Raw genomic sequence first — 23,436 nt, forward strand, 5'->3', positions numbered from 1 at the left:
TCAGGACGCCAGGATGTCGTCGAGGCGCTTCTCGGCCTCTTCCTCGTCGATCTTCTTGGCGAGCGCCAGCTCGGAGGTGAGGATCTGGCGGGCCTTCGTCAGCATCCGCTTCTCCCCCGCCGAGAGCCCGCGGTCGCGGTCGCGGCGCCAGAGGTCGCGCACGACCTCGGCGACCTTGAGCACGTCCCCGGAGGCGAGCTTCTCGAGGTTGGCCTTGTAGCGCCGGGACCAGTTGCTGGCCTCCTCGGTGTCCTTCGCCTGCAGGACCGAGATGACCTTCTTGAGCCCGTCCTCGTCGACGACGTCGCGCACGCCCACCAGGTCGACGTTCTCCGCGGGTACCTCGATCACCAGATCCCCCTGGGTCACCTTGAGCTTGAGATACATCTTCTCTTCGCCCTTGACGGTGCGGGTCTTGATTTCCTCGATGGTCGCCGCGCCGTGGTGCGGGTAGACAACCGTCTCGCCAACCTCAAAAACCATATGGAAATACCCCTTTCAGAACTCCCATTCTAACACGGTGTAGGATTCGCCGATCCGGGGCGGGCGGGGACTGGGGGCCCGTCGATGCGGACGATCCGTCGGCAAACGGATAAGCTGGTCGGGACATCGTCCTGAGCTCCCGAGGAGTACGCGCCGTGAAGATCGCCGCCCGCCAGAAGCTGCGTCGCGCAGGCCTGAGTGCCGCCGCCGCGGCCGCCCTGCTGACCACCGCCGGATGCGCCTACATCAACCCGCCGGCCACGACCATGGTGTACTCGCCCGCGGACGGCATCGTGGAGCAGGTCGGGGACGTGAAGCTGGCCAACGTGCTGATCGTGGCCACCGGCGCCGACGAGGAGGGTCGCGTGCTGGGGACCCTGGTGAACGACGGCGACCAGGAGGTCACGCTGTCGATGGACGTCGACGGCGCCACCGCCGAGGTGCAGATCCCGGCCGGCGGCACCGTGGATCTCGACCAGGACGACCCGGTCGTGACCGTGGACCGTGCCGGCGCCGAGCCGGGTCTCATGGTCGAGACCGAGTTCATCGCCGGCGGCGAGTCCCTCACCGAGCGGGTCCCGGTCCTGGACCACACCTTCCCCCGCTACGCCGAGTTCGTCCCCGGCGGCGCGCCGAGCACCCCGGCGAACCCCTCCAACACGCCCGTGCCCGTCGAGGAGATGGTGGGCCAGGAGAGCGGCCACTGACGAGTCCCACCGGCGCGCACGAGCGGAAGGGCCCGGAACCCCTCGGGGTTCCGGGCCCTTCCGTCTGCCGGGGCGCCGGCTCAGCCCTCGAACTTGTAGCCCAGGCCCCGCACCGTCACGAGGTGCCGCGGGGTGGAGGGATCGGGCTCGATCTTGGCGCGCAGGCGCTTGACGTGGACGTCGAGGGTCTTGGTGTCCCCCACGTAGTCCGAGCCCCAGACCCGGTCGATGAGCTGCCCTCGGGTCAGCACGCGCCCGGCGTTGCGCAGCAGCATCTCCAGCAGCTCGAACTCCTTGAGCGGCATGGCCACCCGCTCCCCGTGCACGCTGACCACGTGCCGCTCGATGTCCATCCGCACGGGACCGGCCTGCACGGTCGCCGAGACGAGCTCCTCGGGCTCCCCCTGCCGGCGCAGGACCGCTCGGATCCGGGCCACGAGCTCCCGGGACGAGTACGGCTTGGTGACGTAGTCGTCGGCGCCGAGCTCGAGCCCGACCACCTTGTCGATCTCGGCGTCCTTGGCCGTGAGCATGATGATCGGCACGGAGGAGCGCTGCCGCACCTGCCGGCACACCTCGGTGCCGGACAGCCCGGGGAGCATGAGGTCCAGCAGCATCAGGTCGGCCCCGGACCGGTCGAACTCCGCCACGGCGTCCACGCCGTTGTCGACGACCTCCACCTCGAACCCCTCCTTCCCCAGCAGGTAGGAGAGCGGGTCGCTGAGGGACTCCTCGTCCTCGACGATCAGGATGCGGGTCACTGTCGGTCCTCCGTGCTCCCGGCGCGCGCCGCGGGGGCGGCGGGCCGTGGGGTCGATGCGTCTGGGCGGGGTGGTGCCTGCTGCGGCACCGGGCGGGCGGTCGCGCCGGGGGCCGGCTGCGCGGTCCCCCCGGGGTCGTCGGCGCCCTCGATCTGGGGGATGCTGAGGGTGAACGTGGAGCCGCGGCCCGGCTGCGACCACAGGGTGGCCTCGCCGCCGTGCTGGGACATGACGTGCTTGACGATGCTCAGTCCGAGCCCGGTGCCGCCCGTCCGGCGGGAGCGGGCCGCGTCCACGCGGTAGAAGCGCTCGAAGATCCGGTCCTGCTCGTCCTCGGGGATGCCCGGGCCCTGGTCGGTCACCGAGATCTGGGCCATCCCGTCCCGCTCCCGGACGCCGACGCCCACGCGGGTGCCCTCCGGGGAGTAGTGCACCGCGTTGTCGATGAGGTTGCGCAGCGCGGTGACGAGCAGGTCGGGGTCGCCGAACACGGGCCGGGTGACGCGCCCGCCCACCGCGATCTCGATGCCCTTGTTCTCGGCCGGGAACCGGTTGCGGTCCACGGCGTCGGCGATCACCTGGTTGAGGTCCACGGGCCGGCCCTCGGTGACCACGTCCGCGCCCTGCAGGCGGGAGAGCTCGATGATGTCCTGGACGAGGGCGGTCAGCCGGGCGGACTCCTTGTGCAGGCGCTGGGCGAAGCGGCGCACGGCCTCCTCGTCCTCGGCCGCGTCCTCGATCGCCTCGGCGAGCAGCCCGATCGCCCCCACGGGGGTCTTCAGCTCGTGCGAGACGTTGGCGACGAAGTCGTTGCGGATCGACTGCGCCCGGACGATCTCCGTCTGGTCGTCGGCGAGCAGCAGGATGTACTCCTCCGCGATGGGGGCCACCCGGACGTCGAGCACCACCGCGCCCGTCTGGAACGGTCCGCGGGACAGCTCGACCCGCCGCTCCTCGATCACGCCGCTGCGCCGGGCCCGGCGGATCATCTCGAGCATCTGCTCGTGCACCACGGTGTGCCCGCGGACCAGTCCGAAGGCGTAGGCGGCCGGGGAGGCGCGCACCACGCCGTCGACCCCGTCCACCACCACGTAGGCGCGGCCGATCACCGCGAGCACGTCCGCGGTGCCGTCGGGCAGCGTGGGCTCCTGGACGTCGGCGCGGGCGCGGCGGCCCCGTCCGCTCGCCCGGAGGGCGATCAGACCGCTCACCCCGAGGGCGAAGCCGAGCAGACCCGCGGCGACGGCGATGGCAGTTGGACTCACGGAACCAGCTTAGGCACTCGGGGGCGCGGGGACCCCGCGCCGGGCGTCACGGGCTACAGGTTCAACCAACGTTCATCCTAAGATGAGCGAAAGTTCACTCCTGGCTGTGACGGTGGCGGCGGGTGTGCTCGCACCCGGCCCCCACGTCATCCGTCCCGCTCCGCGCCGCACCCCGGCTGCGGCTGCCGCGGACGCCGCCGCATCTCGAAAGGACGCATTCGTGCGCAAGGTTTTCCAGGCAGAACTCCACCAGGTCGGCGAGGAGCTCATCCAGATCGCGACCCTGGTGCGCGAGGCCCTCGCCCGCGCCAAGGACGCGCTCCTCGACGCGGACATCCAGCTCGCCGAGGAGGTCATCTCCAACGACGCCCGGATCGACTTCCTGCAGAACGACCTCGACGAGCGCTCGATCGACATCCTCGCGCTGCAGAGCCCCGTGGCCTCGGACCTGCGGATGATCGTGGGCGCGCTGCGGATGAGCGCCTCCCTGGAGCGTGCCGGCGACCTCGCCCGGCACCTGGCCCAGGCCGTGCGCATCCGCTATCCCGAGCCGGTCATCCCCGAGCCGCTCGTGGGGACGTTCACCCGGATGTTCGACCTCGACCTGCAGATCCTGGACCGGGTCATCCAGGTGCTCCAGACCCGGGACCTCTCCCTCGCCGACGACATCTACTCGCTCAAGGGCGAGGTCAACCAGCTGCACCAGTCCGTCTTCGACGCGCTCGCCGCGCCGAGCTGGGACTCGTCGGTGCCCACCGCCGTGGACGTCACCCTGTGCTCCCGCTACCTCGAGCGCATCGGGGACCACGGGGTCTCGGTGACCCGCAAGGTCTCCTACCTGGTGACCGGGGACTGGGTCCCGGCCAGCTCCGACCGCCCCACCGGCCACGGCCACGTGGGCCGCGACGGGGGCGAGTGAGCCCCCGCCCGGGCGCCGGCCGAGCCTAGCCCGGGCACAGGACAGGGGCCGGGTCCACCAGCACGGTGGACCCGGCCCCTGTCCGTGGGCGGGAGCCTGCCCGGGCTATTTCTTGCCCTGGTTGGCGACCGCCTGGATCGAGCTCGCGGCGGCCTCGGGGTCGAGGTACTCGCCGCCGGCCACGAGCGGGCGGAGGTTCTCGTCGAGCTCGTAGTAGAGCGGGATGCCCGTGGGGATGTTCAGCGCCGCGATGTCCTCGTCCGAGATGCCGTCGAGGTGCTTCACCAGGGCGCGCAGGGAGTTGCCGTGGGCCGCGACGATGACGGTCCGGCCGGCCTGCAGGTCGGGGACGATCTCCTGCTCCCAGTACGGCATGAAGCGGTCCAGGACGTCCTTGAGGCACTCCGTGCGGGGCGCGTCCGGCACGTCCGCGTAGCGGGGGTCGCCGGCCTGCGAGAACTCGGACGAGTCCTCCAGCTCGGGCGGCGGGACGTCGTAGGATCGGCGCCAGGTCATGAACTGATCGTCGCCGTACTCGTCGCGGACCTGGGTCTTGTCCTTGCCCTGCAACGCACCGTAGTGGCGCTCGTTGAGCCGCCACGACCGCTTCACGGGGATCCAGTGCCGGTCCGCCCGGTCCAGTGCGAGGTGGGCGGTGGTGATCGCCCGGCGCAGGAGCGAGGTGTGCAGGACGTCCGGGGCGATCCCCTTCTCGACGAGCAGCTCACCGCCGCGGACGGCCTCCTCCCGCCCCTTCTCGGTCAGGTCCACGTCCACCCACCCGGTGAACAGGTTCTTCTCGTTCCAGTCGGACTGTCCGTGCCGGAGCAGGACGAGCTTGTGCGGTGCTGATTCGGTAGCCATGGGGCCATTCTTCCACCCGGGCGGCGGCGCGGGACAAGCCGGCGTCACGGGCGCCCCGTGTCGCGGGGCCGGGCGCCGCGCGCCCCGGGACCGGCGGTCACCAGTTGTTGGGACCCTTGGACTCCAGCCCCACGGCCGGGCGGACGTCGGCCAGGTAGACCCCCACGGCCGTGCCCGCGATGAGCAGGACGAACAGGCTGGGCCGCAGCAGCATCAGCGTGAAGACCGTGAACGCGAGGGAGCCGCCCGTGAGCGCGAGCCAGAAGCCCTTCGTGCGCTTGAAGGCGCGCTGGAACTGCACCGGCGCCTTGGTCAGGCAGTCCACGAAGGCCCACACGGCCAGGCCGGCGACGACCAGCGCCAGCGCGATGTCGATGAAGCGCACGAGTAAGAAGACCCAGGGAATGTCCACGCCGCCCAGCCTACCGGTCGATCCCGCACAGGACGCGGTCGAGGTCCTCCCAGAGGTCCTCGACGTTCTCGATGCCCACCGACAGGCGCAGCAGCGTCTCCGGGACGCTGGGCGGCTCCTCGTGGTGCCGCCGCCGCCGCTCGATCAGCGACTCCACCCCGCCGAGCGAGGTCGCGGGGGTCCACACGCGCAGGGCGTCCACGGCCGCCTCGACGGCGGCGACGTCCCCCGCGGGCACGATCGCCACGATCGAGCCGAAGCCGTCCATCTGCGCGGCGGCACGCTCGTGCCCGGGGTCCCCGGGCAGGCCCGGGTAGCGGACCTCGCGCACGGCCGGGTGCTGCTGGAGGCGGCGGGCGAGCTCTCCGGCGGTGGCCGCGGAGCGCTCGACCCGCACCGCCAGGGTGCGCATCCCCCGCAGCGCGAGCCACGCCTCGAACGGGCCCGGGACCGCGCCGTGCAGGGAGCGGTGCCCCTGCAGCCGGGCCCGCAGGGCAGGATCGGAGGTGACGGCGGCCCCCAGGACGACGTCGGAGTGCCCCGCCAGGTACTTGGTCACGGAGTGCACCACGATGTCGGCGCCGTGCTCGAGCGGGCGCTGCAGCAGCGGGGTGGCGAAGGTGTTGTCCACGCACGTGAGCACGCCGCGCTCGCGCGCCGCCGCGAGCAGCGCGGGGAGGTCGGCGACCTCCAGCATGGGGTTGGTGGGGCTCTCGAGCCAGAGCAGGTCGGCGGCGTCGAGGGCGGCCACGACGCCCTCGGTGTCCGTGACGTCGACGGTCTGCACGGTGAGCAGACCGCGGGACTCGAGGTCCGCGGCCAGCGCAAGGGAGCCCTGGTAGCTGTGCCGGGGCAGCACCAGGCGGCCGCCCGCCGGGACGAGCGAGAGCACCGACGCGACGGCGGCGAGCCCCGAGGCGTAGGCCAGCCCGGGGAGCTCCGCCCGCTCGAGCCGCGCCAGCACGTCCTCGAGGTCCTCCCACGTGGGGTTGGTGAAGCGCCCGTAGGTGCGGTCCTCGGCGTCGAGCCCGCCGGAGCCCCGGTAGGTGGAGGTCAGGACGATGGAGGGCCCGACCGGCGCGTCGTGCTCCGGTGCGGGCCGCCCGCCCGCGACCAGCACGGTGTCCGGGCGGAGGTCGGTGGAGCCGTGGGCGGGCGGGGTCTCGGAGCGCGCAGTCATGACCCCAGGCTATCGGCCCGCGGCGTCCCCAGCCGCGCGCGCACCGGCGGCGCCGTCCGCGCGGGTGGCTAGGCTGGGACCGTGACCTCCCGACCGGCCCCCGCCCCGCCGCCCGCCTCCGCCGCGGTGCCCTCCCCTGCGCCGTCCGGGCGCGGGCTCTTCGTGGTGTTCGAGGGCGGGGACGGCGCCGGGAAGTCCACCCAGGTCGGCCGGCTCGTGGACGCCCTGCGCGCCGAGGGGCACGACACCCTGCGCACCCGGGAGCCCGGGGGGACCCCGCTGGGCGAGAGAGTGCGCGAGCTCGTGCTGGACCCGGCGCACGGGCCCGTCGACGCCCGCGCCGAGGCCCTGCTCTTCGCCGCGGCCCGTGCCGCCCACGTCGCCCAGCTCATCCGCCCCGCGCTCGCCGCCGGGCGGACCGTGGTCTGCGACCGGTTCGCCGACTCCTCCGCCGCCTACCAGGGCGCCGGGCGCGGCCTCGGCCTGGACCGCGTCGCGGAGCTCAACGAGTGGGCCACGGCCGGGCTCGTCCCGGACCTCACCGTGCTGCTCGACGTCCCGGCCGGCACGGGGCGGACCCGCCGGGAAGCCCGTGACGGCACCGCGGGCGACCGCCTGGAGACCGAGCCCGACGCCTTCCACGACGCGAACCGGGCGGCGTTCCTTGAGCTCGCCGGCCGGGCGCCGGAGCGCTACCTGGTGCTCGACGCCACCCGGCCGGCCGGGGAGCTCGCGGCCGCCGTGCGCGAGCGCCTCACCGGGCTCGCCCGCTCCGCCCGGGCCGCGGAGGTGGGCGCGTGAGCGTGTGGGACCAGCTGCTGGGCCAGGACGCCGTGGTGGCGCAGCTGCGGCGCGCCGCCCAGGAGGAGCGGCCCACCCACGCCTGGCTGTTCACCGGTCCGCCCGGCTCGGGGCGCTCCAACGCGGCACTCGCGTTCGCCGCGGCCCTGCTGTGCGAGCAGGAGGACCCGGCCGAGCGCGGGTGCGGGCAGTGCCACGCGTGCCGCACGGTCCTGGCCAGCTCGCACGCGGACCTCACCCACTTCGTCACGGAGAACCCGCAGATCACCATCGAGGAGGCCCGCGAGCTCGTGGTCCGCGCCCAGGACCGGCCTTCGGTGGGCCGCTGGCGCGTCATGGTGGTCGAGGACGCCGACCGCATGGCGGAGCGCACCTCGAACGTGATGCTCAAGGCCATCGAGGAGCCCCCGCCCAACACCATCTGGCTGCTGTGCGCCCCGAGCCCGATGGACGTGCTCGTGACCATCCGCTCCCGCTGCCGTCCGGCCACGCTGAAGGTGCCCGCCGTGGCGGACGTGGCCGAGCTGCTGATCCGCCGGCACGGGGTGCCCCGGCAGCGTGCGGAGGAGAGCGCCCGGCTGGCGCAGTCCCACGTGGGGATCGCGAAGCGGCTCGCCCTCTACGACGACGCCCGCACCCGGCGGCAGGAGGTCGTGTCCATGCCGCTGAAGCTCTCCGGGGTGCCGGACGCCGTGCGCGCCGCGGACCGGCTGCACAAGATCGCCGTGGAGGAGTCCCAGGCGGACGCCGAGTCCCGCAACGAGGCGGAGCGCAAGCAGCTGCTCGTGGCCCTGGGCGCGCCGGAGTCCGGACGGGTGCCGCCGGCCATCCGCGGCGCCCTCAACCGGCTCGAGGCCGACCAGAAGCGCCGGTCCCGGCGGATCCAGACGGACACCCTCGACCGCTTCCTTATCGACCTCACCACCTTCTACCGGGACGTCCTGACCCTCCAGCTGCGCACGGGCTCCGCCCTGGTCAACGAGCACCTGGCCCAGCAGCTGCGGGACCACGCGTCCAACTCGACCCCCGAGCGGACGCTGCACCGCATCGACGTGATCAGCCGGACCCGGGACCGGATCCGCACCAACGTCAGCGCGCAGCTGGCCTTCGAGGCCATGGCCGTCTCCCTGCTCTGACCCCGCCCCCGACCCCCATCCCCCCACCCCCTCGAGGAGCCCCATGACCCGCCGCGCCGCCCCTTCACGCCGCGCCCTCCTGCCCGTCACGGCCGCACTGGCCGCGACCGGCCTGCTCCTGAGCGGCTGCTCGTCCCTCGGGGCCGGCGCCACGGGCGAGCCGACCTCCGGGGGCGCCACCGGCGCCGTTGTCGAGGGCACCCCCGAGGAGCTCCAGCGCTACTACACGCAGACCGTCGCCTGGGAGGACTGCACGTTCGAGGTGGAGACCAACGGCGCGCAGGACGACCTCCAGTGCGCCGACGTCGAGGTGCCCCTCGACTACGCCGACCCCGGCGGGGCGACCACCACCGTGGTGATGTCCCGCCTGCCCGCCGAGGGGGACGCCCGCGGCAGCCTGCTCCTCAACCCCGGCGGGCCCGGCGCCTCCGGGGTGGACGCGATGCTCTACGCGCAGTACACGGTCACCGGCGACGTGCGCGAGGCCTACGACGTCGTGGGCTTCGACCCTCGCGGGGTGAGCCGCTCCGAGGGCATCGAGTGCCTCGACGACGCGGAGCTGGACGCCTGGCGCGCCGAGCCGATGTTCGACCCCCGGGAGCAGCCGGTCGAGCAGATCCAGGAGGAGTACGAGCAGCTCGGCGCCGCGTGCGTGCAGGACTCCGGCGAGCTCGTGGCGCAGATGGACACCGTGAGCGCCGCCCGGGACATGGACGTGCTCCGGGCCGTGCTCGGCGACGAGCGGACGACCTACCTGGGCTTCTCCTACGGCACCCACCTGGGCGCGGTGTACGCCGACCTGTTCCCCGACCGGGTCGGCCGGCTCGTGCTCGACGGCGGCGTGGACCCCACCCTGAGCGACATGGAGGCCACCGCCGACCAGGCCGAGGGCTTCGAGGACAACCTGCGACACTGGGTGCAGCGGTGCCAGTTCGAGATCCGGGACTGCGTGGTGGCCGACGTCTCCACGGACGAGGCGATGACCCGGATCCAGGAGCTCATCGCCTCGGTCGAGGAGGAGACCGTGACCGCCGCCGACGGCCGGCGGGTCACCGCCACCAACGTGGTCGAGGGCATCCTGGGCCCCCTCTACGCGACCACCGGCTACGAGACGCTCAACGAGTCCCTGGGCGCCGCCTTCGACGGCGACTTCTCCCCGCTGCTCGCCCAGTCGGACGCCACGCACGGGCGCGACGCCGAGGGCCGGTACACGAGCAACACCACCATGGCGTTCACGGCCGTCAACTGCCTCGACCGGCCCGACGGGACGGTCACGGCGGAGCAGATGGCCCAGCACCAGGAGGAGCTCGAGCGGGTCGCCCCGACCTTCGGCCCGTACCTCGGCTACGGCGACGCCGCGTGCCAGGGATGGCCGGTCGACCCGGCAGGCCTGCCGGAGCCGCTCGACGCCGCCGGCGCCGATCCCGTCCTCGTGGTGGGCACCACCCACGACCCCGCGACCCCCTACCACTGGTCCGAGGCCCTCGTGGAGCAGCTCGACAGCGCCCGGCTGCTGACCTACGACAGCTACGGCCACACCGCCTACACGGCCGGCAACCGTTGCGTGCAGAACGCCGTGGACGCCTACCTCCTGGAGGGCGAGCTCCCCGCGGAGGGGACGACCTGCTCCTGATCCGCCGCGACCCGGGCGACCGGTGCCGGCGCGGTGGGCGTCAGCTCGCGCCGGGCACCGGCGTGCGGAGGAGTCCGGGGAGGTCCCGGACCGAGTCGACCACCACGTGGGCGCCGGCCGCGCGCAGGGACGCGGCGTCGTGCGCGCCCGTGCGGACGCCGACGACCGCTGCGGAGCCGGCCCGCAGACCGGCTTGCACGTCCGCCGCGGTGTCCCCCACGACCATGACCCGGCGGACGTCGCCGAGATCGAGCGCCAGCACGGCGGTGAGCACCATGTCCGGCCAGGGCCGTCCGCGCCCCGCGTCCGAGGGACACAGGCTGAGATCGGCAAGGCCCGTCCAACCGAGCTGCTCGAGGAGCGTGTTCAGGCTGTGCCGGTTGTAGCCGGTGGCCAGGCAGACCCGCAGGCCCGCCTCGCGCAGGGCCGTGACGGCCTGCTCCGCGCCCTCCACAGGGGTGACGCCCTCGGTGGCCAGCAGCTCGTCGAGGTGGCGCTCGAAGTCCCGGACCGCCTGCCGTGCCCGGTGCGGGTCGCTCGCGAACAGCTGCTCGAGCACGCCCGCCTTCGACTGGCCCAGCGTGTCCCGGACGTGGTGGAGCATCCGCCGGAACCGCTCCGAGCCGGGGTCGACGCCGAGACCGGTCACGGTGCGCTCGAAGGCCCGCTCCATGATCCCGTTGTCGTGGAACACGGTCCCGGACATGTCCAGGAAGGCCAGCTCGAGATCCGGCGCGATGCCGCCGTCCGGTGTGCGCACTGAGCTGCTCCTGTTCCGGGCGGACCGCAGCGGCCGGCCCCGTCGTCGTGTCCGACCATGCTGCGCTCCCGCCCCGCGGGCCGGTAAGGCCGGGGAGCCGAAGAGCCGGTGAACTCCCGGGGAACGCCCGCACCGCACCCGGCCCCGCCGATTGGGGACGCCCCCGCGCTCTCTGCTACAGTTTCACCTGCACTGAGGCCGTCCCGGACGGCCGCGTGCACGCCTCCTTAGCTCAGTCGGTAGAGCGTTTCACTCGTAATGAAAAGGTCGTCGGTTCGATTCCGACAGGAGGCTCCGACCGGAGCAGGCTCCGGACCCCCTGGGTCCGGAGCCTTCGTCGTCCCGCTCCGAGCTCGTCCCGCCCCGCCGCCGGCCCCCACCCGCCGAACCCCGCGACGGGCGGCGCGGACCGGCCGTCACAGTCGCGTCCCGCCTGGTCACAGTCGTGTTCGGCGGGTGGGGCCCGCCGTACGCTGAGGCTGTTCCGGGCGACCGGCCACCACGGACGACTTTGGCGGTGCACCATGCAATTCCGTTCCCGACACCTGCTCTGCGCACTCGTCCTGGCCGGAGCAGCGCTGACCGTTCCGGCCTGCGGCGCCTCTCCCGGCTCGTTCCCGAGCCCGCCCGCCTCGGACCCGTCCGGGTCCGCGAACCCGTCGGGCTCCGCAGCTCCGTCCGGCTCCGCGGTCCCCTCCCCGAGCGAGTCCGGCGACCCTCCGGTCTCGCGCATCCTGACCTGGCTGCGGATCGGACCCAACGGGGAGGGCACCCCGCTGTGGTACGACCCCCTGAAGGACGGGGACTGCGGCGACGAGCAGCTGCTCGCGTCCCGGGGCCAGCCCATCCCGCGGGCCGGCGCCCTCCTGTGCGAGGCCGCCACGACCAACGACCCCGAGCTGTGGCGGCAGGGCGAGGAAGCCCTGGCCACCGCTCCCGCCCCCGGCAGCTGCTGGGAGGAGGAGACCGTGGCGGGCCTGCGGCGGCTGGTCGAGTTCCACCGCCGGGCGCCGGAGGCGGTCCCCGAGCTCCGGGTCCCAGACGGCACGGCCTGCCCCCTCGTCCTGGAGAGCCTCGTCTCCCCCCTGGCCCCCGGGCTGGAGGGTCTGGAGATCCCCGTCTCCACCTGCGGGGGCGCCCCGGTCTTCCTGCAGGGCAATCTCGAGTGGATGCCGCCCGAGGGCATCCGCGCCGTGACGGTGGGCGCCACGGAGGTGCCGGTGCAGCAGGGCAACGGGAGCCTGTTCTTCCGCGCCCCTCCGTCCGACGTGACCGGCCACGTCCCGGTGTCCGTCACGGACGCGGACTGGCCCGTCGGCGGCCTGGCCCACCTCGTCTACGAGGTGCCGGCGACCGCCTGCCCCGGTCCGCCGACGGCCGGCCCGGCTCCGACCGGCACACCGGCTCCGTCGCCCACGCCGTAGGCGCTCCGGTGGCGGAGGAGAGTCCGGTCACGCCCCCGCTCTGGACGCGCCTGGTCCAGGCGGTCTCGGAGCTGGGCATCTCTGTCGGCCTGCTCACGGCCCTGCTCGTCTACTACGGCTGGGTCCGCGCCGGCGCCCAGGCCCGGGCGATGGGCCTGGACGTGCACCTCTTCGGCTACACCACCCAGGACTACCTGCTGCTGAGCATCAGCTCCCTGTACGGAATCCTCTTCTGGATCGCAGTGGCCCTCCTCGCCGGGCTGTGGGCGGACCGCCTGGTCCGCGAGCGCGTCGACGCCCGCGTCCGGGCGTCCGGGAGCGCGCAGGTGGCGCGGTGGGCGCGCCGGGGGACGTGGCTCTTCATCGGGCTGGCCGTCGCCGGGTGGCTCCTGGAGCGCACCGTTCGGGACAGCAGGGAGGCCTGGATCCTCCCCTTCGTCATGGCGCTGTGCGTCCTGGGCGCCGCGTGGGCCGCCGGGCTCCGGCGGCGCGTCACGGCGCGGGACCGGCCGCCCACCGCGCCGCGCGGCCAGCTCCTGGGCGCCGCCGCGCTGGTGTCGGTGGTCGGCCTCCTGGTCTTCTGGGGCACGACCGCCGCGGCCGAGGAGACGGGGCGGCTCATGGCGCACGCGCTGCAGAAGGACCGGGAGGATCTGCCACAGGCGGTCGTCTACAGCGAGGAGCCGTTGCACGTGGGTCTCCCCGGGGTCGGCACGGAGCAGATGGGCACGCCGGACGATCCGCTCCACCGCTACGACGGTCTACGGCTGCTCACGGTGCGCGGCGGCCGGTACTTCCTGCTGCCCAAGGACTGGACCGTCGAGCGCAGCACGGTCCTGGTGCTGCCCGACGACGGCTCCGTCCGGCTCGAGTACAGCCGCTGAGCCGCCCCGCGCCGCCCGGGCGCCGTCCTCCGCGCCGCTCTCCGCGCCGGCCGGTCCGGCCGCGGGCAGGCTCAGGGTGAAGACGGTCCCCTCCCCCGGCGCGCTCTCGCAGCGGATGGTGCCGCCGTGGCGCTCGACGATCTCGTGCACGACCGCCAGGCCCAGGCCCAGACCCGGGATGGCGCTCATCCGGGCGTTGCTGCTGCGGAAGAACCGGCCGAACACGTGCTCGGCGTCCTCAGGGCGCATCCCCATGCCGCGGTCCGCCACCTGCACCTGCACGGTCGCCCCGGCCCGAGCCACCCGGACCGTCACCGGCCCGCCGCCCGGGGAGTACTTGATGGCGTTCGAGAGCAGGTTGTCGAGCACCTGCCCCAGGCGCACGGGGTCGCAGAGCAGCACGAGGCGGGGCGGGGCGTCGACCCGCAGGTCCACCCCCGCCTCCGCGGCCCGAAGCCCGGCCGCCGCGACGGACTGCTGGACCACCTGAACGAGGTCGGCCTCCGCCGTCTGCAGCGCCAGCACGGGGCCCGCGGTGCGGAGGAGGTCCTCGACCAGGACGAGCAGCTGGTCGGCGTTGCGCTCGACGACCTCCAGCCCGGAGCGGACGTGCCCGGGGAGCCGTTCGTCCATGGCCAGGAGCTCGGTGTAGCCGCGGATGGACGTCAGGGGCGTGCGCAGCTCGTGGGAGACGCCGGCCACGAAGTCGTCCTTGGCCTGCAGCGCCGCCACCAGCTCGGTCACGTCGTTGAACGACAGGACGGAGCCCTCGACCCCGCCGTCCTCGTCCCGGAGCACGCGGGCGGACACGGAGAGCACCCGCTGCAGGGGCGGCTCCCCCGCCCAGACCAGGGCGTCGGAGAAGGACTCGCCGCGGATCGCGCGGCGGGCGGGACGCCGGTCCACGGGCAGCGGCGTCCCGTCCGCGTCCGCGTAGACCCGCAGGTCCGCCTCGGCGCCGTCCCGCACCCCCTCGGGCAGCGAGAGCTCGTGGATCCGGTGCTGGCGGCGGTTCATGAGGATGTCGTGGCCGTGCTCGTCGATCGCCAGCACGCCCACGTCCACCGTGTCCAGGACGGTGTTCAGCAGCCGTTCCCGCTGCGCAGTCACGCCCAGCAGCCGGCGCAGCTCAGCGTCCTTGGCCTCGAGCTCGGCGTTCTGGCGCTCCATGCTGTTCGACAGCACCTGGACGGTGAGCCCGATGCCCAGCAGCATGACCGGGATCAGCAGCGGGGCCGTCAGCAGCTGTGCGCTCAGCGGCCGGGGCGGGACGAGGAGCGGGACCCACACCATGGCGAGGGTCAGGACGAACCCCAGCGGGGCGGACGCCCGGGGCAGCCGCCCGGAGCCGGTGAGCCAGATGACGGGGAACGCGGCCATGACGCCCACCCCGGTCACCGTGCTCAGCGTGCCCTCCCGCAGCAGGGTGATCGGGACGAAGTCCAGGACCGGGACGGCCAGGAACGCCCCGTAGGGCAGCCGGTCCCACGGCACCAGCACGCACAGGGCCGTCAGCGCCACCGTGAGCGCCAGGGCCAGCTGCACCCGCAGGTCGCCCCGCAGCGGCTCGTGGACCACCCAGATCCCGGCGACGAGGACGACGGTCGTGACGAACAGCGGCAGCTGGCTGAGGAGCACGCGCCGGCGCATCGACAGCTCGTGGAAGCTGATCCGGTCGAGGGAGAGGACGGTGAGCAAGCGGTCCACGGGAGAACTCTTCCGACTGGGTGCGTCACCCTCGGGGGGTCGGGATGACAATTGCAAAGAATAGCGGCTTAATGGGTCCATGACCCCCTCCCCCCAGGGTCGCCGTGCCGTCGTGATCGAAGACCACGACGACATCCGCAACCTCCTCGCCCAGACCATCGGCATGCGCGGCTTCACCGTGACGACCGCCGCGACCGGCCTCGAGGGCATCGAGGCCGTGCGCCGCGACGGCGCCGACCTCATCACCCTGGACCTCAGCCTCCCCGACCTCGACGGGCTGGAGGTCTGCCGGCGGGTCCGGCAGTTCTCGGACGCCTACCTGCTCATGGTCACGGCGCGCCCGGGCGAGATCGACCGGCTGGAGGGCCTCGAGCGCGGGGCGGACGACTACATCAGCAAGCCGTTCAGCCCCCGGGAGCTGCAGGCCAGGATCGAGGCGATGTTCCGCCGGCCGCGCGCCCGGGCGGAGCAGGCCGACGCCGAGGAGCTGCGCCGCGCGGCCGAGGTCCAGCGCAGCCTGCTGCCCGCCGCCGCCCCGTCCGTGCCCGGCTACGACGTGGCCGGGGCGTGCCGGCCGTCCCGCAGCGTGGGCGGGGACTTCTTCGACTGGTACACGACCGAGGGCGGACTCCAGGTCTCGCTGGCCGACGCCATGGGCAAGGGCATGGGGGCCGCGCTCATCGCCGCCACCGTGCGCGCCGTGCTGCGCTCCGCGGCCGGGCAGCCGGACATGGCGCAGGCCTTCGGCGACACCTGCCGGCACCTCGAGCACGACCTCGCCCACTCCGACTCCTTCGTCACGCTCTTCCACGCCCGCCTGGACACGGCCGACGGGGTCGTGGAGTACGTCGACGCGGGCCACGGGCTGGGACTGCACGTGCGCGCGGACGGGATCGACCGGCTGCGCCCGGGCGGCCCCCCGGTGGGGGCGGTGCCCGGGACGCAGTGGGTGCCCGGCCGGATCGTGCTCGCGCCCGGCGACGCCCTCGTCGTGGTCAGCGACGGCCTCCTCGACGCGTACGAGGACGTCGACGACGCCGTGCGGGCGGTCGCGGACGTGGTCTCCCGCCACGAGGACGCCTCCTCCGCCTGCACCGCGGTCCTCGACCTCGCCGGCGAGGAGACCCGGACCGACGACGTCACCGCCGTGGTCGTCCGCCGCCTGGCCGCCCCGTGAACCGCTTCCTCGTCCGGCTCCTGGTCGTCCTGACCCTCCTGCTGGGCGTCAACTACATCGCCTGGCGCTGGCTCGAGTCGCTGAACTGGTCTGCGTGGTGGATCGCCGTTCCCCTGGTGCTCGCCGAGACGTACAGCCTGATCGACGTCTCGCTCTTCGGGCTCACCGTCTGGCGGCTCCGGCGGCGCGGGGAGGCCGGCGCCCCGCCCGCGGGCGCCACCGTGGACGTGTTCATCACGACCTACGACGAGCCCCTCGACCTCGTGATGGGCACCGCCCTGGCGGCGCAGGCGATCCGGCACCCGCACAGCACGTGGATCCTCGACGACGGGGCCCGCCCCGAGCTCGAGGCGCTCGCCGCCGAGCACGGGCTGGGCTACCTGACGCGCAGCGAGGACTGGACCGACCGGCCGCGCCACGCCAAGGCCGGCAACCTCAACAACGCCCTGATGCTCACCCAGGGCGAGTTCCTGCTGATCCTCGACGCCGACCAGGTCCCGGCCCCGGAGATCCTGGACCGGACCCTGGGCTGGTTCAACGACCGCAGGGTGGCGCTCGTGCAGACGCCGCAGTGGTTCGTCAACGTGCCGGACCACGATCCGCTCGGCAGCCAGGCCCCCCTGTTCTACGGCCCCATCCAGCAGGGCAAGGACGGCTGGAACGCCGCATTCTTCTGCGGCTCCAACGCGATCCTGCGCCGCGAGGCGCTCATGCAGCTCGGCCTCTCCGGCTACGTCCAGGAGGTCGAGCAGGACGTGAAGGAATCCCTCGCCCGCACCCGGGCCGCCCTGCGAAGGGCGCGACGGTCCCCGGAGGCCGCGAACCCCGTCGTCGCCGGCATGCTCGACGACGTCGAGGCCGCCACCGAGCGGGCCCGCGCCGAGCTGAAGGCCGGCGCCCCCCTGACCGAGCTGACCTACCGCCTGCAGCGCGAGGTGGACGCGGCGGCCCGGCGCACCGTCACGCAGGACTTCTCCCAGATCGAGGCGGACCTCGCCTCGATCGCCGCCCTGGACCTGCCCCCCGAGGACGGCATGGTCTGGCCGGACGAGCTCGCCTCCGCCGTGGACCGGATGTCCCGCCGCGACCTGTCCCCGCTGGCCGCCGTGGAACCGGTGCGGGAGGTGCTCGAGGCGGTCTCCGTGGACCGGCCCGGCGAGGCCCAGCCGGTGATGCCGCTGGCGACGATCTCGGTCACCGAGGACATGGCCACCGCGATGCGCCTGCACGGCCTGGGCTGGCGCAGCGTCTACCACCACGAGGTCCTCGCCCACGGCCTGGCCCCCGAGGACCTGAAGACCATGCTCACCCAGCGCCTGCGCTGGGCGCAGGGCACGGTGCAGGTGCTGCTCCGGGAGAACCCCTTGCTGCAGCGCCGGCTGGGGTGGGGCCAGCGGCTCATGTACTTCGCCACGATGTGGAGCTACCTGTCCGGCTTCGCGGCCGTCGTCTACTTCGCCGCGCCCATCGTGTACCTGGTGCTGGGCATCCTCCCCGTCACGAGCCTCAGCTGGGACTTCTTCGTCCGCTTTATCCCCTTCATGGTGGTGAACCAGCTGCTGTTCCTCGTGGTGGGCCGGGGCATCCCCACCTGGCGCGGCCAGCAGTACAGCCTGGCGCTGTTCCCCATCTGGATCAGGGCGTGCACCACGGCCGCCCGCAACGTCTGGTTCGGCCGCCCCCTCGGCTTCGCCGTCACGCCCAAGGTGCGGCAGGACGCCGGCCCGGCCTGGCACCTCATCCGCCCCCAGCTGGTGGTGATGGGGCTGCTGGCCGCGGCCCTCCTGGTGGGGACCGCCCGGCTGGCGGTGGGGCTGAACGAACCGGTGGGAACCCTGGTCAACGTGGCCTGGGTCGCCTTCGACCTGGTGGTGCTGAGCGTGCTCGTCACCGCCGCGAGATACACGGGCTTCGAGCCCGAGGAGAGGAGTGCCGATGCAGTTCACGATTGAGCAGAAGCCGAGGTTCGCCCACATCACGGGCACCGGACGGCTCAACATGGTGGGAGCGCCCAAGCTCCGGGAGGTCGTGGCGAAGGTCGTCGACGAGGGCAGCAACCACGTGGTGGTCGACCTCGGCGGCACCGAGTTCATGGACTCGTCCGGTCTGGGCGCCCTCATCGGGTGCCTCAAGCTGGCCCGCCAGGCCGGCGGCGACCTGCGGATCGCGAACGTCCGCCCCCAGGTCCGCATGGTCCTCGAGCTCACCAGCATGCACCGCGTCCTGACCCCCTACGACACCGCCGACGCGGCCTTCGCCGATGACTGAGCCCACGGCCCGCCGCTCGCGCCGGGGCCCGGCCACCGCCCTGACGGTGGACGCCCTGCACGAGGACCTGGACGCGCTGTGGGCGGAGGCCGCGTTCGTGCCCGAGACCGACCGGATGGCCTTCACGCTCGCGGTCGTGGAGGCGGCCGGCAACGTGGTGGTGCACGCGGTGCCCGCGGCGGAGGACCCGATCGAGCTCTCCGTGGACCTGGTCGCGGACCCCCACCGGCTGGAGGCGAGGATCTACGAGATCGGCGCCGCACCGGCGCAGGTCGACCTCACGGGGGCCATGGCGCAGGAGCACCGCGAGTCCGGCCGCGGGCTCGCCCTGATCCAGGCGCTGGTCAGCCGGGTGGTGTTCGAGCGGCACGGGGACACGAACGTCTGGAAGCTGTGCCGGGTGTGCGGCCGGGACGAGGTGTAGCGCCCTCGGGGACGCGCTGAACCCGCGTCCGGCCGGGGCGGACGTCCCCTGATTTGCGGATGCAAAGTGTCCGCCGTGGTGCCTAGACTTTGGTCCAGGACAACACGTCAGGGGGCTCACGTTGTCACCGAGAACACTCGTTCAGGGGCCGGTCGGGCGCCCCGCCGCAGGGGGACGTCAGCGGCGGGACGCACGCCGGGCACGCCGAGAGAAGTCGTCATGATCGCCGCGATCATTCCCGCCCATGACGAGGCGGCCCGCGTCGAGCACGCGGTCGTCTCCCTCCACCGCCAGACCCGTCCGCCGGAGCGCATCCTCGTCATGTCGGACGACTCCACCGACGCCACCGTCGAGGTCGCCCTGCACGCCGGCGCCGAGGTCCTGCTCACCGTCGACAACCGGCACCACCGTGCCGGGGCGCTCAACCAGGCCCTGGACACCGTCCGGATGGAGCCGGACGACCTGGTGCTGGTCCTCGACCCCGGCGTCCGGCTGCCGCCGGGCTTCCTGGCCCGCGCCCTGGCCGCCCTCCGGGACCGCAACGTGGGCGCCGTCTCCGCCCGGTCCACTGCCGTGGGGGGCCCGGCCGCGCTGATCCGCTGGCAGGCGCTCGAGGACGTCCACCGGTCGTTCGGCCGCTACTGCGACGAGGGCGCCGTGACCGGCCAGACGCGTCTCGCCCTCGACCTGGAGGCCGTCGGCTGGCGCCTCTGCCCGCCGCTGGAGGCCGAGGAGGACGTGCCCGTCCCGGTCGAGCACCTCGCGCCCGTCCCGGTCGAGCGCGTCGTGCCCGTCCCGGTCGAGGTCCTCCGCGCGGAGCCGGCGGCCGCGTGATCCGCCGCCCGGCCCGCCGGGACGCTCAGTCTCAGTCGCGGACGGCGCGGCCCACGAGGACGGCCGCCGCGCCCGCGAGGACCGTGGTGGTCAGGCACCCGATCGGCAGGGGCAGGCAGCAACCGCCCACCGTGACGTTCGTGCCGCGGCGCGTCCGGGTGGAGTACCCGGGGAAGGGGAGCATCCGGAAGCCGGAGCGGCGCCCGTACCCCCCGCCCCGGTGGCCGGACAGGTCGTAGCCCGGGCCGAAGCGGCCGGGGCCTCCGCGGCCGGGTCGGCCGAGGGGCGAGCGGGACCAGCGGGCGTCGAACTCGCCGTCGGCCGCGCGGTAGTCGAATCCGGAGGAGGTCATGCCACCCATCAAACCATCAGCAGGCTGTCGGGTCCACCCTGTCACCGCCGGGAACGGGCTCAGCCGCGCCGCAGCAGCTCCTCGGCGCGCTCCACGTGCTCCCGCACCGCCTCGGCCCGGCGGACGACCGCGTCCAGCCGGTGGGCCGAGGACTCCTCGTCGGCCCGCACGAACCGGGCCATGGTGAGGGCCTCCGCCGCCTGGGCCATCGCGTTGCCGGCCCGGGAGAGCTCACGGTGGACGTCGTTGAGGTAGCCGCCCGGGGAGGCCGGGATGTCGTGGCTGCTGCTCGGCGCCGTGCGCTGCGCCGCCGCGCACACGGCCCGCACCTCCGGCAGCAGATCGGCGAGCGCGTTGGCGGTGGGCACCACGGACTGCGCGAGCGTCTTGTCCGGGAGGCTCTCGAGGATCTGGTGGAAGCGGTCCAGACCCCGGCGGAACCGGTCGTGGGCACGGCGCCACACGCCCAGACCGAGCTCGGCCTCGTCACGGCGAGCGGCGCGGTAGTCGCGCAGGAATGCCACGGGCGGTCCTTTCGAGTGGAGACAGTCCATCCTACGGCGGCCCGGCCCGCCCTCCGTGCGCGCGGAGGGCGGGCCGGGCGGGGCCCGACGACGCGCCGGGACCGGGCCGTCCGCGGCCGTGCCGAGGGGTGCGCTCAGGGGACGAGCAGGACCTTGCCGATGTGCGTGCCGGAGTCGAAGTACTCGTGCGCCCGCGCGACCTCGTCCAGGGGGAACGTGCGGTCCACGACCGGGCGGACGGCCCCGGACTCGACGTGGGGCCACACGTGCTCCCGCACGGCGGCCATGATGCGGGTCTTCTCCGCCACGGGCCGCGGCCGCAGCGTGGTGCCGATCACGGCGGCCCGCTTGGCCATGAGCTTGCCGAGGTCCAGCTCCCCCGTGCGCCCGCCCTGGGTGGCGATGACCGCGATCCGGCCGTTGGTGGCCAGCGCGTCCAGGTTGCGCCCCAGGTAGGAGCCGCCCACGACGTCGAGCACGATGTCGGCGCCGTGCCCGTCCGTGAGCTCCCGCACGCGCGCCACGAAGTCCTCCTGCCGGTAGTCGATCGCCTCGGCGCCGAGCCGCCGTGCGGCGTCGGCCTTGTCCGGGCTGCCGACCGTGGTGAGCACGCGCAGGCCGAGGGCCCGGCACATCTGGAGGGCGTTGGTGCCGATCCCGCCGGTGCCGCCGTGCACCAGGACCGTCTCGCCCTCGCGGGCGGCGGCGGCCATGAAGACGTTGGAGAACACCGTGGCGCACACCTCCGGCAGGCCGGCGGCGGCGACGAGGTCCACCCCGGCGGGCGCGGGCAGGACCTGGCCGGCCGGGGCGACGACCTCCTCGGCGTAGCCCCCGGAGTCCAGGAGGGCGACGACCTCGTCGCCGGGGGCGAACCCGGCGCCGGCGGGCACCTCGGGGCCGAGCTCCTGCACCGTGCCCGAGACCTCGAGGCCGAAGACGGTCGACGCCCCGGGCGGGACCGGGTACCTGCCCAGCCGCTGCATGACGTCGGCCCGGTTGATCCCGGCGGCCCGGACCCGGATCCGCACCCCGTCGGGTGTGAGCTCCGGGGCGGGGACCTCGGCGACGGCGAGGACGTCCGGTCCGCCGGGGGTGGTCTCGAGCACTGCGCGCATGGTGGGGCCTTCCGGTCGGGGGCGACGGTCGCTCCCATTGTGTCGCGGGGCGGGCACCCGGTCACCCGGCGTCGGCCCGTGGCGAACCGGGGGACGCCGGCGCCGCCCTCAGCGGATCGAGGCGTAGGCGTCGAGGGCGCGTCCGCGGCTGGCCGGCAGGTCCACGACCGGCTCGGGGTAGCCCACCGACGGGCCGAGCAGTCCGGGCTCGTGCGGGTCCACGCCCGCGTCGCCGGCCAGCTCGGGGATCCAGCGGCGGATGTAGCGGGCCTCGGGGTCGAACTTCCGGCCCTGGGTCAGCGGGTTGAAGATCCGGAAGAACGGGCTCGCGTCCGCGCCGGAGCCCGCGACCCACTGCCAGTTCCCGGGCCCGCTCGCCGGCTCGGCGTCCACGAGCGTCTCCCAGAACCACTGCTCCCCCACCCGCCAGTCGACCAGCAGGTTCTTGGTGAGCAGGGACCCGGCGACCATCCGGACCCGGTTGTGCATCCACCCCGTGGCCCGCAGCTGCCGCATGCCCGCGTCCACGAGCGGGAAGCCGGTGCGCCCCTCCTGCCAGGCCCGGACGTCGCCGGCGGCCTCCGCCCGGTCCCGCCACGGGAACGCGTCGAAGGCCGGGCGGACGTGGCGCACGTGCAGGTCCGGCACCTGGTGGAGCAGGTGCCAGTTGAACTCCCGCCAGCCCAGCTCGGCCAGGAACTTCTCCAGCCCCGGGCTGCTCCCCCGCTCGGACCGGTGCCGGACGGCCGCGTCCCAGACCGCGAAAGGGCTGATCTCGCCCCACCGCAGGTGCGGGGAGAGCCGGCTGGTGCCGTCCCGGTCCGGCCGGTCGTGGCCCTCGGCGTAGTCCTCGACGCGGTCCAGGAAGTCGTCCAGCCGCTCCCACGCGGCCGCCTCCCCGGGCGTCCACACCGCGGCCAGCCCGGCCGCGCGCTCCGGGGACGGCAACAGGTCCCAGTCGTCCTGGTCCTCGGTGCCGGCGGCCGCCGCCACCGCCGCGGCGGCCCCCCGGCCCGGCCCGGGCACGGGGAGCGGCTGCCGGATCTCCAGCCCCCGGAGCGCCTTCCAGAAGGGGGTGAACACCTTGTACGGGCCGCCGGCGCCGGTGCGCAGGGTCCACGGCTCGTGCAGCAGCGCGGCCTGGAACGAGTGCGCCTCCACCCCGTGCTCGGCGCACCACTGCTTCACCCCGGCGTCCACGGCGAGCTCGGGCCCGCCGTAGCGGCGGTTCCAGGTGATGCCGCCCGCCCCCGTGCGCTCGAGGACCTCGGGGAGCACGGTCCCGGCGGGACCGCGGCGCAGCACCAGGGGGATGCCCAGCTCCCGGAGCGACTCCCGCAGGGACCGCAGCGACCCGTCCAGCCACCACTTCGCGGCCGTGCCGAGGGGCCGGACCCCCTCGGACTCCTGGTCCAGGACGCAGAGGGCGACCACCGCGCCGCGCCGGCACGCGGCGTCGAGGGCGGGGTGGTCCGTGACGCGCAGATCGTCCCGGAACCACACGATCGTCGTCGTCCCGCGGTCGGGGCTCTCGGGTGCGTCCACGCGCTCACCCTACCGGGGCTTTGGCGGCGTTCCGGGCGCCGTGGAAGAATGGGCGACGCGCTCCGCCGCCCCCGCCGGGGACCGGGCGGGCGCGGGGAAGGTTGTCCGAGCGGCCTAAGGAGCCGGTCTTGAAAACCGGTGTGCGGTGACCCCGTACCAAGGGTTCAAATCCCTTACCTTCCGCCTTCGCACGAGGCCCCCACCGCGAACCGGCCGGTGGGGGCCTCGGCCCGTCCCGGGGCCGGAGAAATGTCGCGG

Annotated in this window: 23 protein-coding genes and 2 tRNA genes; 13 read left to right on the plus strand and 12 right to left on the minus strand. The window is 74.0% G+C overall.

The window, feature by feature from the left end; all coding sequences use genetic code 11:
• Positions 1-483: a CarD family transcriptional regulator gene (locus tag RF647_RS14245; protein WP_017831963.1), complete on the minus strand. Its 483-nt coding sequence runs from the start codon at positions 481-483 to the stop codon at positions 1-3.
• Between the two features lie 155 nt (positions 484-638).
• On the opposite strand from RF647_RS14245, the gene RF647_RS14250 reads away from it, so the two are divergent.
• Positions 639-1,190, plus strand: a complete 552-nt coding sequence (locus RF647_RS14250) for a hypothetical protein (RefSeq protein WP_368812289.1) — start codon at positions 639-641, stop codon at positions 1,188-1,190.
• A gap of 80 nt (positions 1,191-1,270) precedes the next feature.
• On the opposite strand, the gene RF647_RS14255 is transcribed toward RF647_RS14250, so the two are convergent.
• Positions 1,271-1,951, minus strand: a complete 681-nt coding sequence (locus RF647_RS14255) for a response regulator transcription factor (RefSeq protein WP_284562677.1) — start codon at positions 1,949-1,951, stop codon at positions 1,271-1,273.
• Positions 1,948-3,216 carry a sensor histidine kinase gene (locus RF647_RS14260; RefSeq protein ID WP_368812290.1) on the minus strand — a complete coding sequence of 423 codons (1,269 nt, stop codon included), beginning with the start codon at positions 3,214-3,216 and terminating at the stop codon, positions 1,948-1,950. The genes RF647_RS14255 and RF647_RS14260 overlap by 4 nt, the downstream gene beginning before the upstream one ends.
• A 220-nt stretch (positions 3,217-3,436) precedes the next feature.
• Between RF647_RS14260 and phoU the strand changes: the two genes are divergently transcribed.
• Entirely contained in the window at positions 3,437-4,135 is a 699-nt protein-coding gene (phoU, locus tag RF647_RS14265) for a phosphate signaling complex protein PhoU (protein ID WP_368812291.1), read from the plus strand.
• 105 nt (positions 4,136-4,240) lie between these two features.
• Here phoU and RF647_RS14270 read toward each other — a convergent pair whose 3' ends face one another.
• From RF647_RS14270 to RF647_RS14280, 3 genes are all read right to left on the minus strand, one after another.
• On the minus strand, positions 4,241-4,999 hold the full coding sequence (locus RF647_RS14270; protein WP_368812292.1) for a phosphoglyceromutase: 759 nt from the start codon (positions 4,997-4,999) through the stop codon (positions 4,241-4,243).
• A 97-nt stretch (positions 5,000-5,096) separates the two neighbouring features.
• Entirely contained in the window at positions 5,097-5,411 is a 315-nt protein-coding gene (locus RF647_RS14275; RefSeq protein ID WP_229587767.1) for a DUF2516 family protein, read from the minus strand.
• Between the two features lie 10 nt (positions 5,412-5,421).
• Positions 5,422-6,591, minus strand: coding sequence for a PLP-dependent aspartate aminotransferase family protein (locus tag RF647_RS14280; RefSeq protein ID WP_368812293.1), 1,170 nt, complete (start codon positions 6,589-6,591; stop codon positions 5,422-5,424).
• 126 nt (positions 6,592-6,717) lie between these two features.
• On the opposite strand from RF647_RS14280, the gene tmk reads away from it, so the two are divergent.
• From tmk to RF647_RS14295, 3 genes are read left to right on the plus strand one after another with little or no spacing between them, the layout of a single operon-like run.
• A complete protein-coding gene (gene tmk / locus RF647_RS14285; protein ID WP_368812359.1) occupies positions 6,718-7,392 on the plus strand; it encodes a dTMP kinase in 675 nt (224 codons plus the stop codon).
• Positions 7,389-8,528 carry a DNA polymerase III subunit delta' gene (locus tag RF647_RS14290; protein WP_368812294.1) on the plus strand — a complete coding sequence of 380 codons (1,140 nt, stop codon included), beginning with the start codon at positions 7,389-7,391 and terminating at the stop codon, positions 8,526-8,528. The genes tmk and RF647_RS14290 overlap by 4 nt, the downstream gene beginning before the upstream one ends.
• A gap of 43 nt (positions 8,529-8,571) precedes the next feature.
• Positions 8,572-10,161, plus strand: coding sequence for an alpha/beta hydrolase (locus tag RF647_RS14295; RefSeq protein ID WP_368812295.1), 1,590 nt, complete (start codon positions 8,572-8,574; stop codon positions 10,159-10,161).
• A gap of 40 nt (positions 10,162-10,201) precedes the next feature.
• On the opposite strand, the gene RF647_RS14300 is transcribed toward RF647_RS14295, so the two are convergent.
• Entirely contained in the window at positions 10,202-10,921 is a 720-nt protein-coding gene (locus tag RF647_RS14300) for an HAD-IA family hydrolase (RefSeq protein ID WP_368812296.1), read from the minus strand.
• 221 nt (positions 10,922-11,142) lie between these two features.
• Here RF647_RS14300 and RF647_RS14305 point away from each other — a divergent pair.
• Together RF647_RS14305 and RF647_RS14310 are read left to right on the plus strand one after the other, a co-directional pair.
• Positions 11,143-11,215: transfer RNA gene (locus tag RF647_RS14305), tRNA-Thr, on the plus strand.
• A gap of 230 nt (positions 11,216-11,445) precedes the next feature.
• Positions 11,446-12,345, plus strand: a complete 900-nt coding sequence (locus RF647_RS14310; protein WP_368812297.1) for a hypothetical protein — start codon at positions 11,446-11,448, stop codon at positions 12,343-12,345.
• Between the two features lie 761 nt (positions 12,346-13,106).
• On the opposite strand, the gene RF647_RS14315 is transcribed toward RF647_RS14310, so the two are convergent.
• Positions 13,107-14,936: a sensor histidine kinase gene (locus tag RF647_RS14315; RefSeq protein WP_368812298.1), complete on the minus strand. Its 1,830-nt coding sequence runs from the start codon at positions 14,934-14,936 to the stop codon at positions 13,107-13,109.
• A 79-nt stretch (positions 14,937-15,015) separates the two neighbouring features.
• Here RF647_RS14315 and RF647_RS14320 point away from each other — a divergent pair, with 79 nt between their 5' ends.
• From RF647_RS14320 to RF647_RS14340, 5 genes are all read left to right on the plus strand, one after another.
• Positions 15,016-16,113, plus strand: a complete 1,098-nt coding sequence (locus tag RF647_RS14320; protein ID WP_368812299.1) for a PP2C family protein-serine/threonine phosphatase — start codon at positions 15,016-15,018, stop codon at positions 16,111-16,113.
• Positions 16,110-18,065, plus strand: a complete 1,956-nt coding sequence (locus tag RF647_RS14325; protein WP_095650897.1) for a glycosyltransferase family 2 protein — start codon at positions 16,110-16,112, stop codon at positions 18,063-18,065. The genes RF647_RS14320 and RF647_RS14325 overlap by 4 nt, the downstream gene beginning before the upstream one ends.
• Positions 18,049-18,381 carry an STAS domain-containing protein gene (locus tag RF647_RS14330; protein ID WP_017831980.1) on the plus strand — a complete coding sequence of 111 codons (333 nt, stop codon included), beginning with the start codon at positions 18,049-18,051 and terminating at the stop codon, positions 18,379-18,381. The genes RF647_RS14325 and RF647_RS14330 overlap by 17 nt, the downstream gene beginning before the upstream one ends.
• A complete protein-coding gene (locus tag RF647_RS14335; protein WP_368812300.1) occupies positions 18,374-18,805 on the plus strand; it encodes an ATP-binding protein in 432 nt (143 codons plus the stop codon). Before RF647_RS14330 ends, RF647_RS14335 begins: the two co-directional genes overlap by 8 nt.
• Positions 18,806-19,024: 219 nt before the next feature.
• A complete protein-coding gene (locus RF647_RS14340) occupies positions 19,025-19,639 on the plus strand; it encodes a glycosyltransferase family 2 protein (RefSeq protein ID WP_368812301.1) in 615 nt (204 codons plus the stop codon).
• Positions 19,640-19,670: 31 nt separating this feature from the next.
• Here RF647_RS14340 and RF647_RS14345 read toward each other — a convergent pair whose 3' ends face one another.
• The 4 genes from RF647_RS14345 to RF647_RS14360 all read right to left on the minus strand — a co-directional run bounded on the left by RF647_RS14345 (position 19,671) and on the right by RF647_RS14360 (position 23,178).
• Positions 19,671-19,991 carry a hypothetical protein gene (locus RF647_RS14345; protein WP_368812302.1) on the minus strand — a complete coding sequence of 107 codons (321 nt, stop codon included), beginning with the start codon at positions 19,989-19,991 and terminating at the stop codon, positions 19,671-19,673.
• 59 nt (positions 19,992-20,050) lie between these two features.
• Positions 20,051-20,515 carry a hypothetical protein gene (locus tag RF647_RS14350; RefSeq protein ID WP_017831984.1) on the minus strand — a complete coding sequence of 155 codons (465 nt, stop codon included), beginning with the start codon at positions 20,513-20,515 and terminating at the stop codon, positions 20,051-20,053.
• A 134-nt stretch (positions 20,516-20,649) separates the two neighbouring features.
• Positions 20,650-21,633 (minus strand): NAD(P)H-quinone oxidoreductase, encoded by a 984-nt coding sequence (locus RF647_RS14355; RefSeq protein ID WP_368812303.1) that lies wholly within the window; start codon positions 21,631-21,633, stop codon positions 20,650-20,652.
• A 108-nt stretch (positions 21,634-21,741) separates the two neighbouring features.
• Entirely contained in the window at positions 21,742-23,178 is a 1,437-nt protein-coding gene (locus RF647_RS14360; RefSeq protein WP_368812304.1) for a deoxyribodipyrimidine photo-lyase, read from the minus strand.
• 95 nt (positions 23,179-23,273) lie between these two features.
• Here RF647_RS14360 and RF647_RS14365 point away from each other — a divergent pair.
• A tRNA-Ser gene (locus tag RF647_RS14365) sits at positions 23,274-23,361 on the plus strand.
• Positions 23,362-23,436: the final 75 nt, after the last annotated feature.

It is taken from the genome of Kocuria sp. CPCC 205263 (genome assembly GCF_040981075.1).
Taxonomy (GTDB): Bacteria; Actinomycetota; Actinomycetes; order Actinomycetales; family Micrococcaceae; genus Kocuria; species Kocuria rosea.

Coding starts and splice junctions, on each gene's coding strand:
- RF647_RS14245 (WP_017831963.1), bottom strand. CDS start 483: ATGGTTTTTGAGGTTGGCGAGACGGTTGTCTACCCGCACCACGGCGCG.
- RF647_RS14270 (WP_368812292.1), bottom strand. CDS start 4,999: ATGGCTACCGAATCAGCACCGCACAAGCTCGTCCTGCTCCGGCACGGA.
- RF647_RS14280 (WP_368812293.1), bottom strand. CDS start 6,591: ATGACTGCGCGCTCCGAGACCCCGCCCGCCCACGGCTCCACCGACCTC.
- RF647_RS14295 (WP_368812295.1), top strand. CDS start 8,572: ATGACCCGCCGCGCCGCCCCTTCACGCCGCGCCCTCCTGCCCGTCACG.
- RF647_RS14310 (WP_368812297.1), top strand. CDS start 11,446: ATGCAATTCCGTTCCCGACACCTGCTCTGCGCACTCGTCCTGGCCGGA.
- RF647_RS14320 (WP_368812299.1), top strand. CDS start 15,016: ATGACCCCCTCCCCCCAGGGTCGCCGTGCCGTCGTGATCGAAGACCAC.
- RF647_RS14330 (WP_017831980.1), top strand. CDS start 18,049: ATGCAGTTCACGATTGAGCAGAAGCCGAGGTTCGCCCACATCACGGGC.
- RF647_RS14335 (WP_368812300.1), top strand. CDS start 18,374: ATGACTGAGCCCACGGCCCGCCGCTCGCGCCGGGGCCCGGCCACCGCC.
- RF647_RS14340 (WP_368812301.1), top strand. CDS start 19,025: ATGATCGCCGCGATCATTCCCGCCCATGACGAGGCGGCCCGCGTCGAG.
- RF647_RS14345 (WP_368812302.1), bottom strand. CDS start 19,991: ATGACCTCCTCCGGATTCGACTACCGCGCGGCCGACGGCGAGTTCGAC.
- RF647_RS14355 (WP_368812303.1), bottom strand. CDS start 21,633: ATGCGCGCAGTGCTCGAGACCACCCCCGGCGGACCGGACGTCCTCGCC.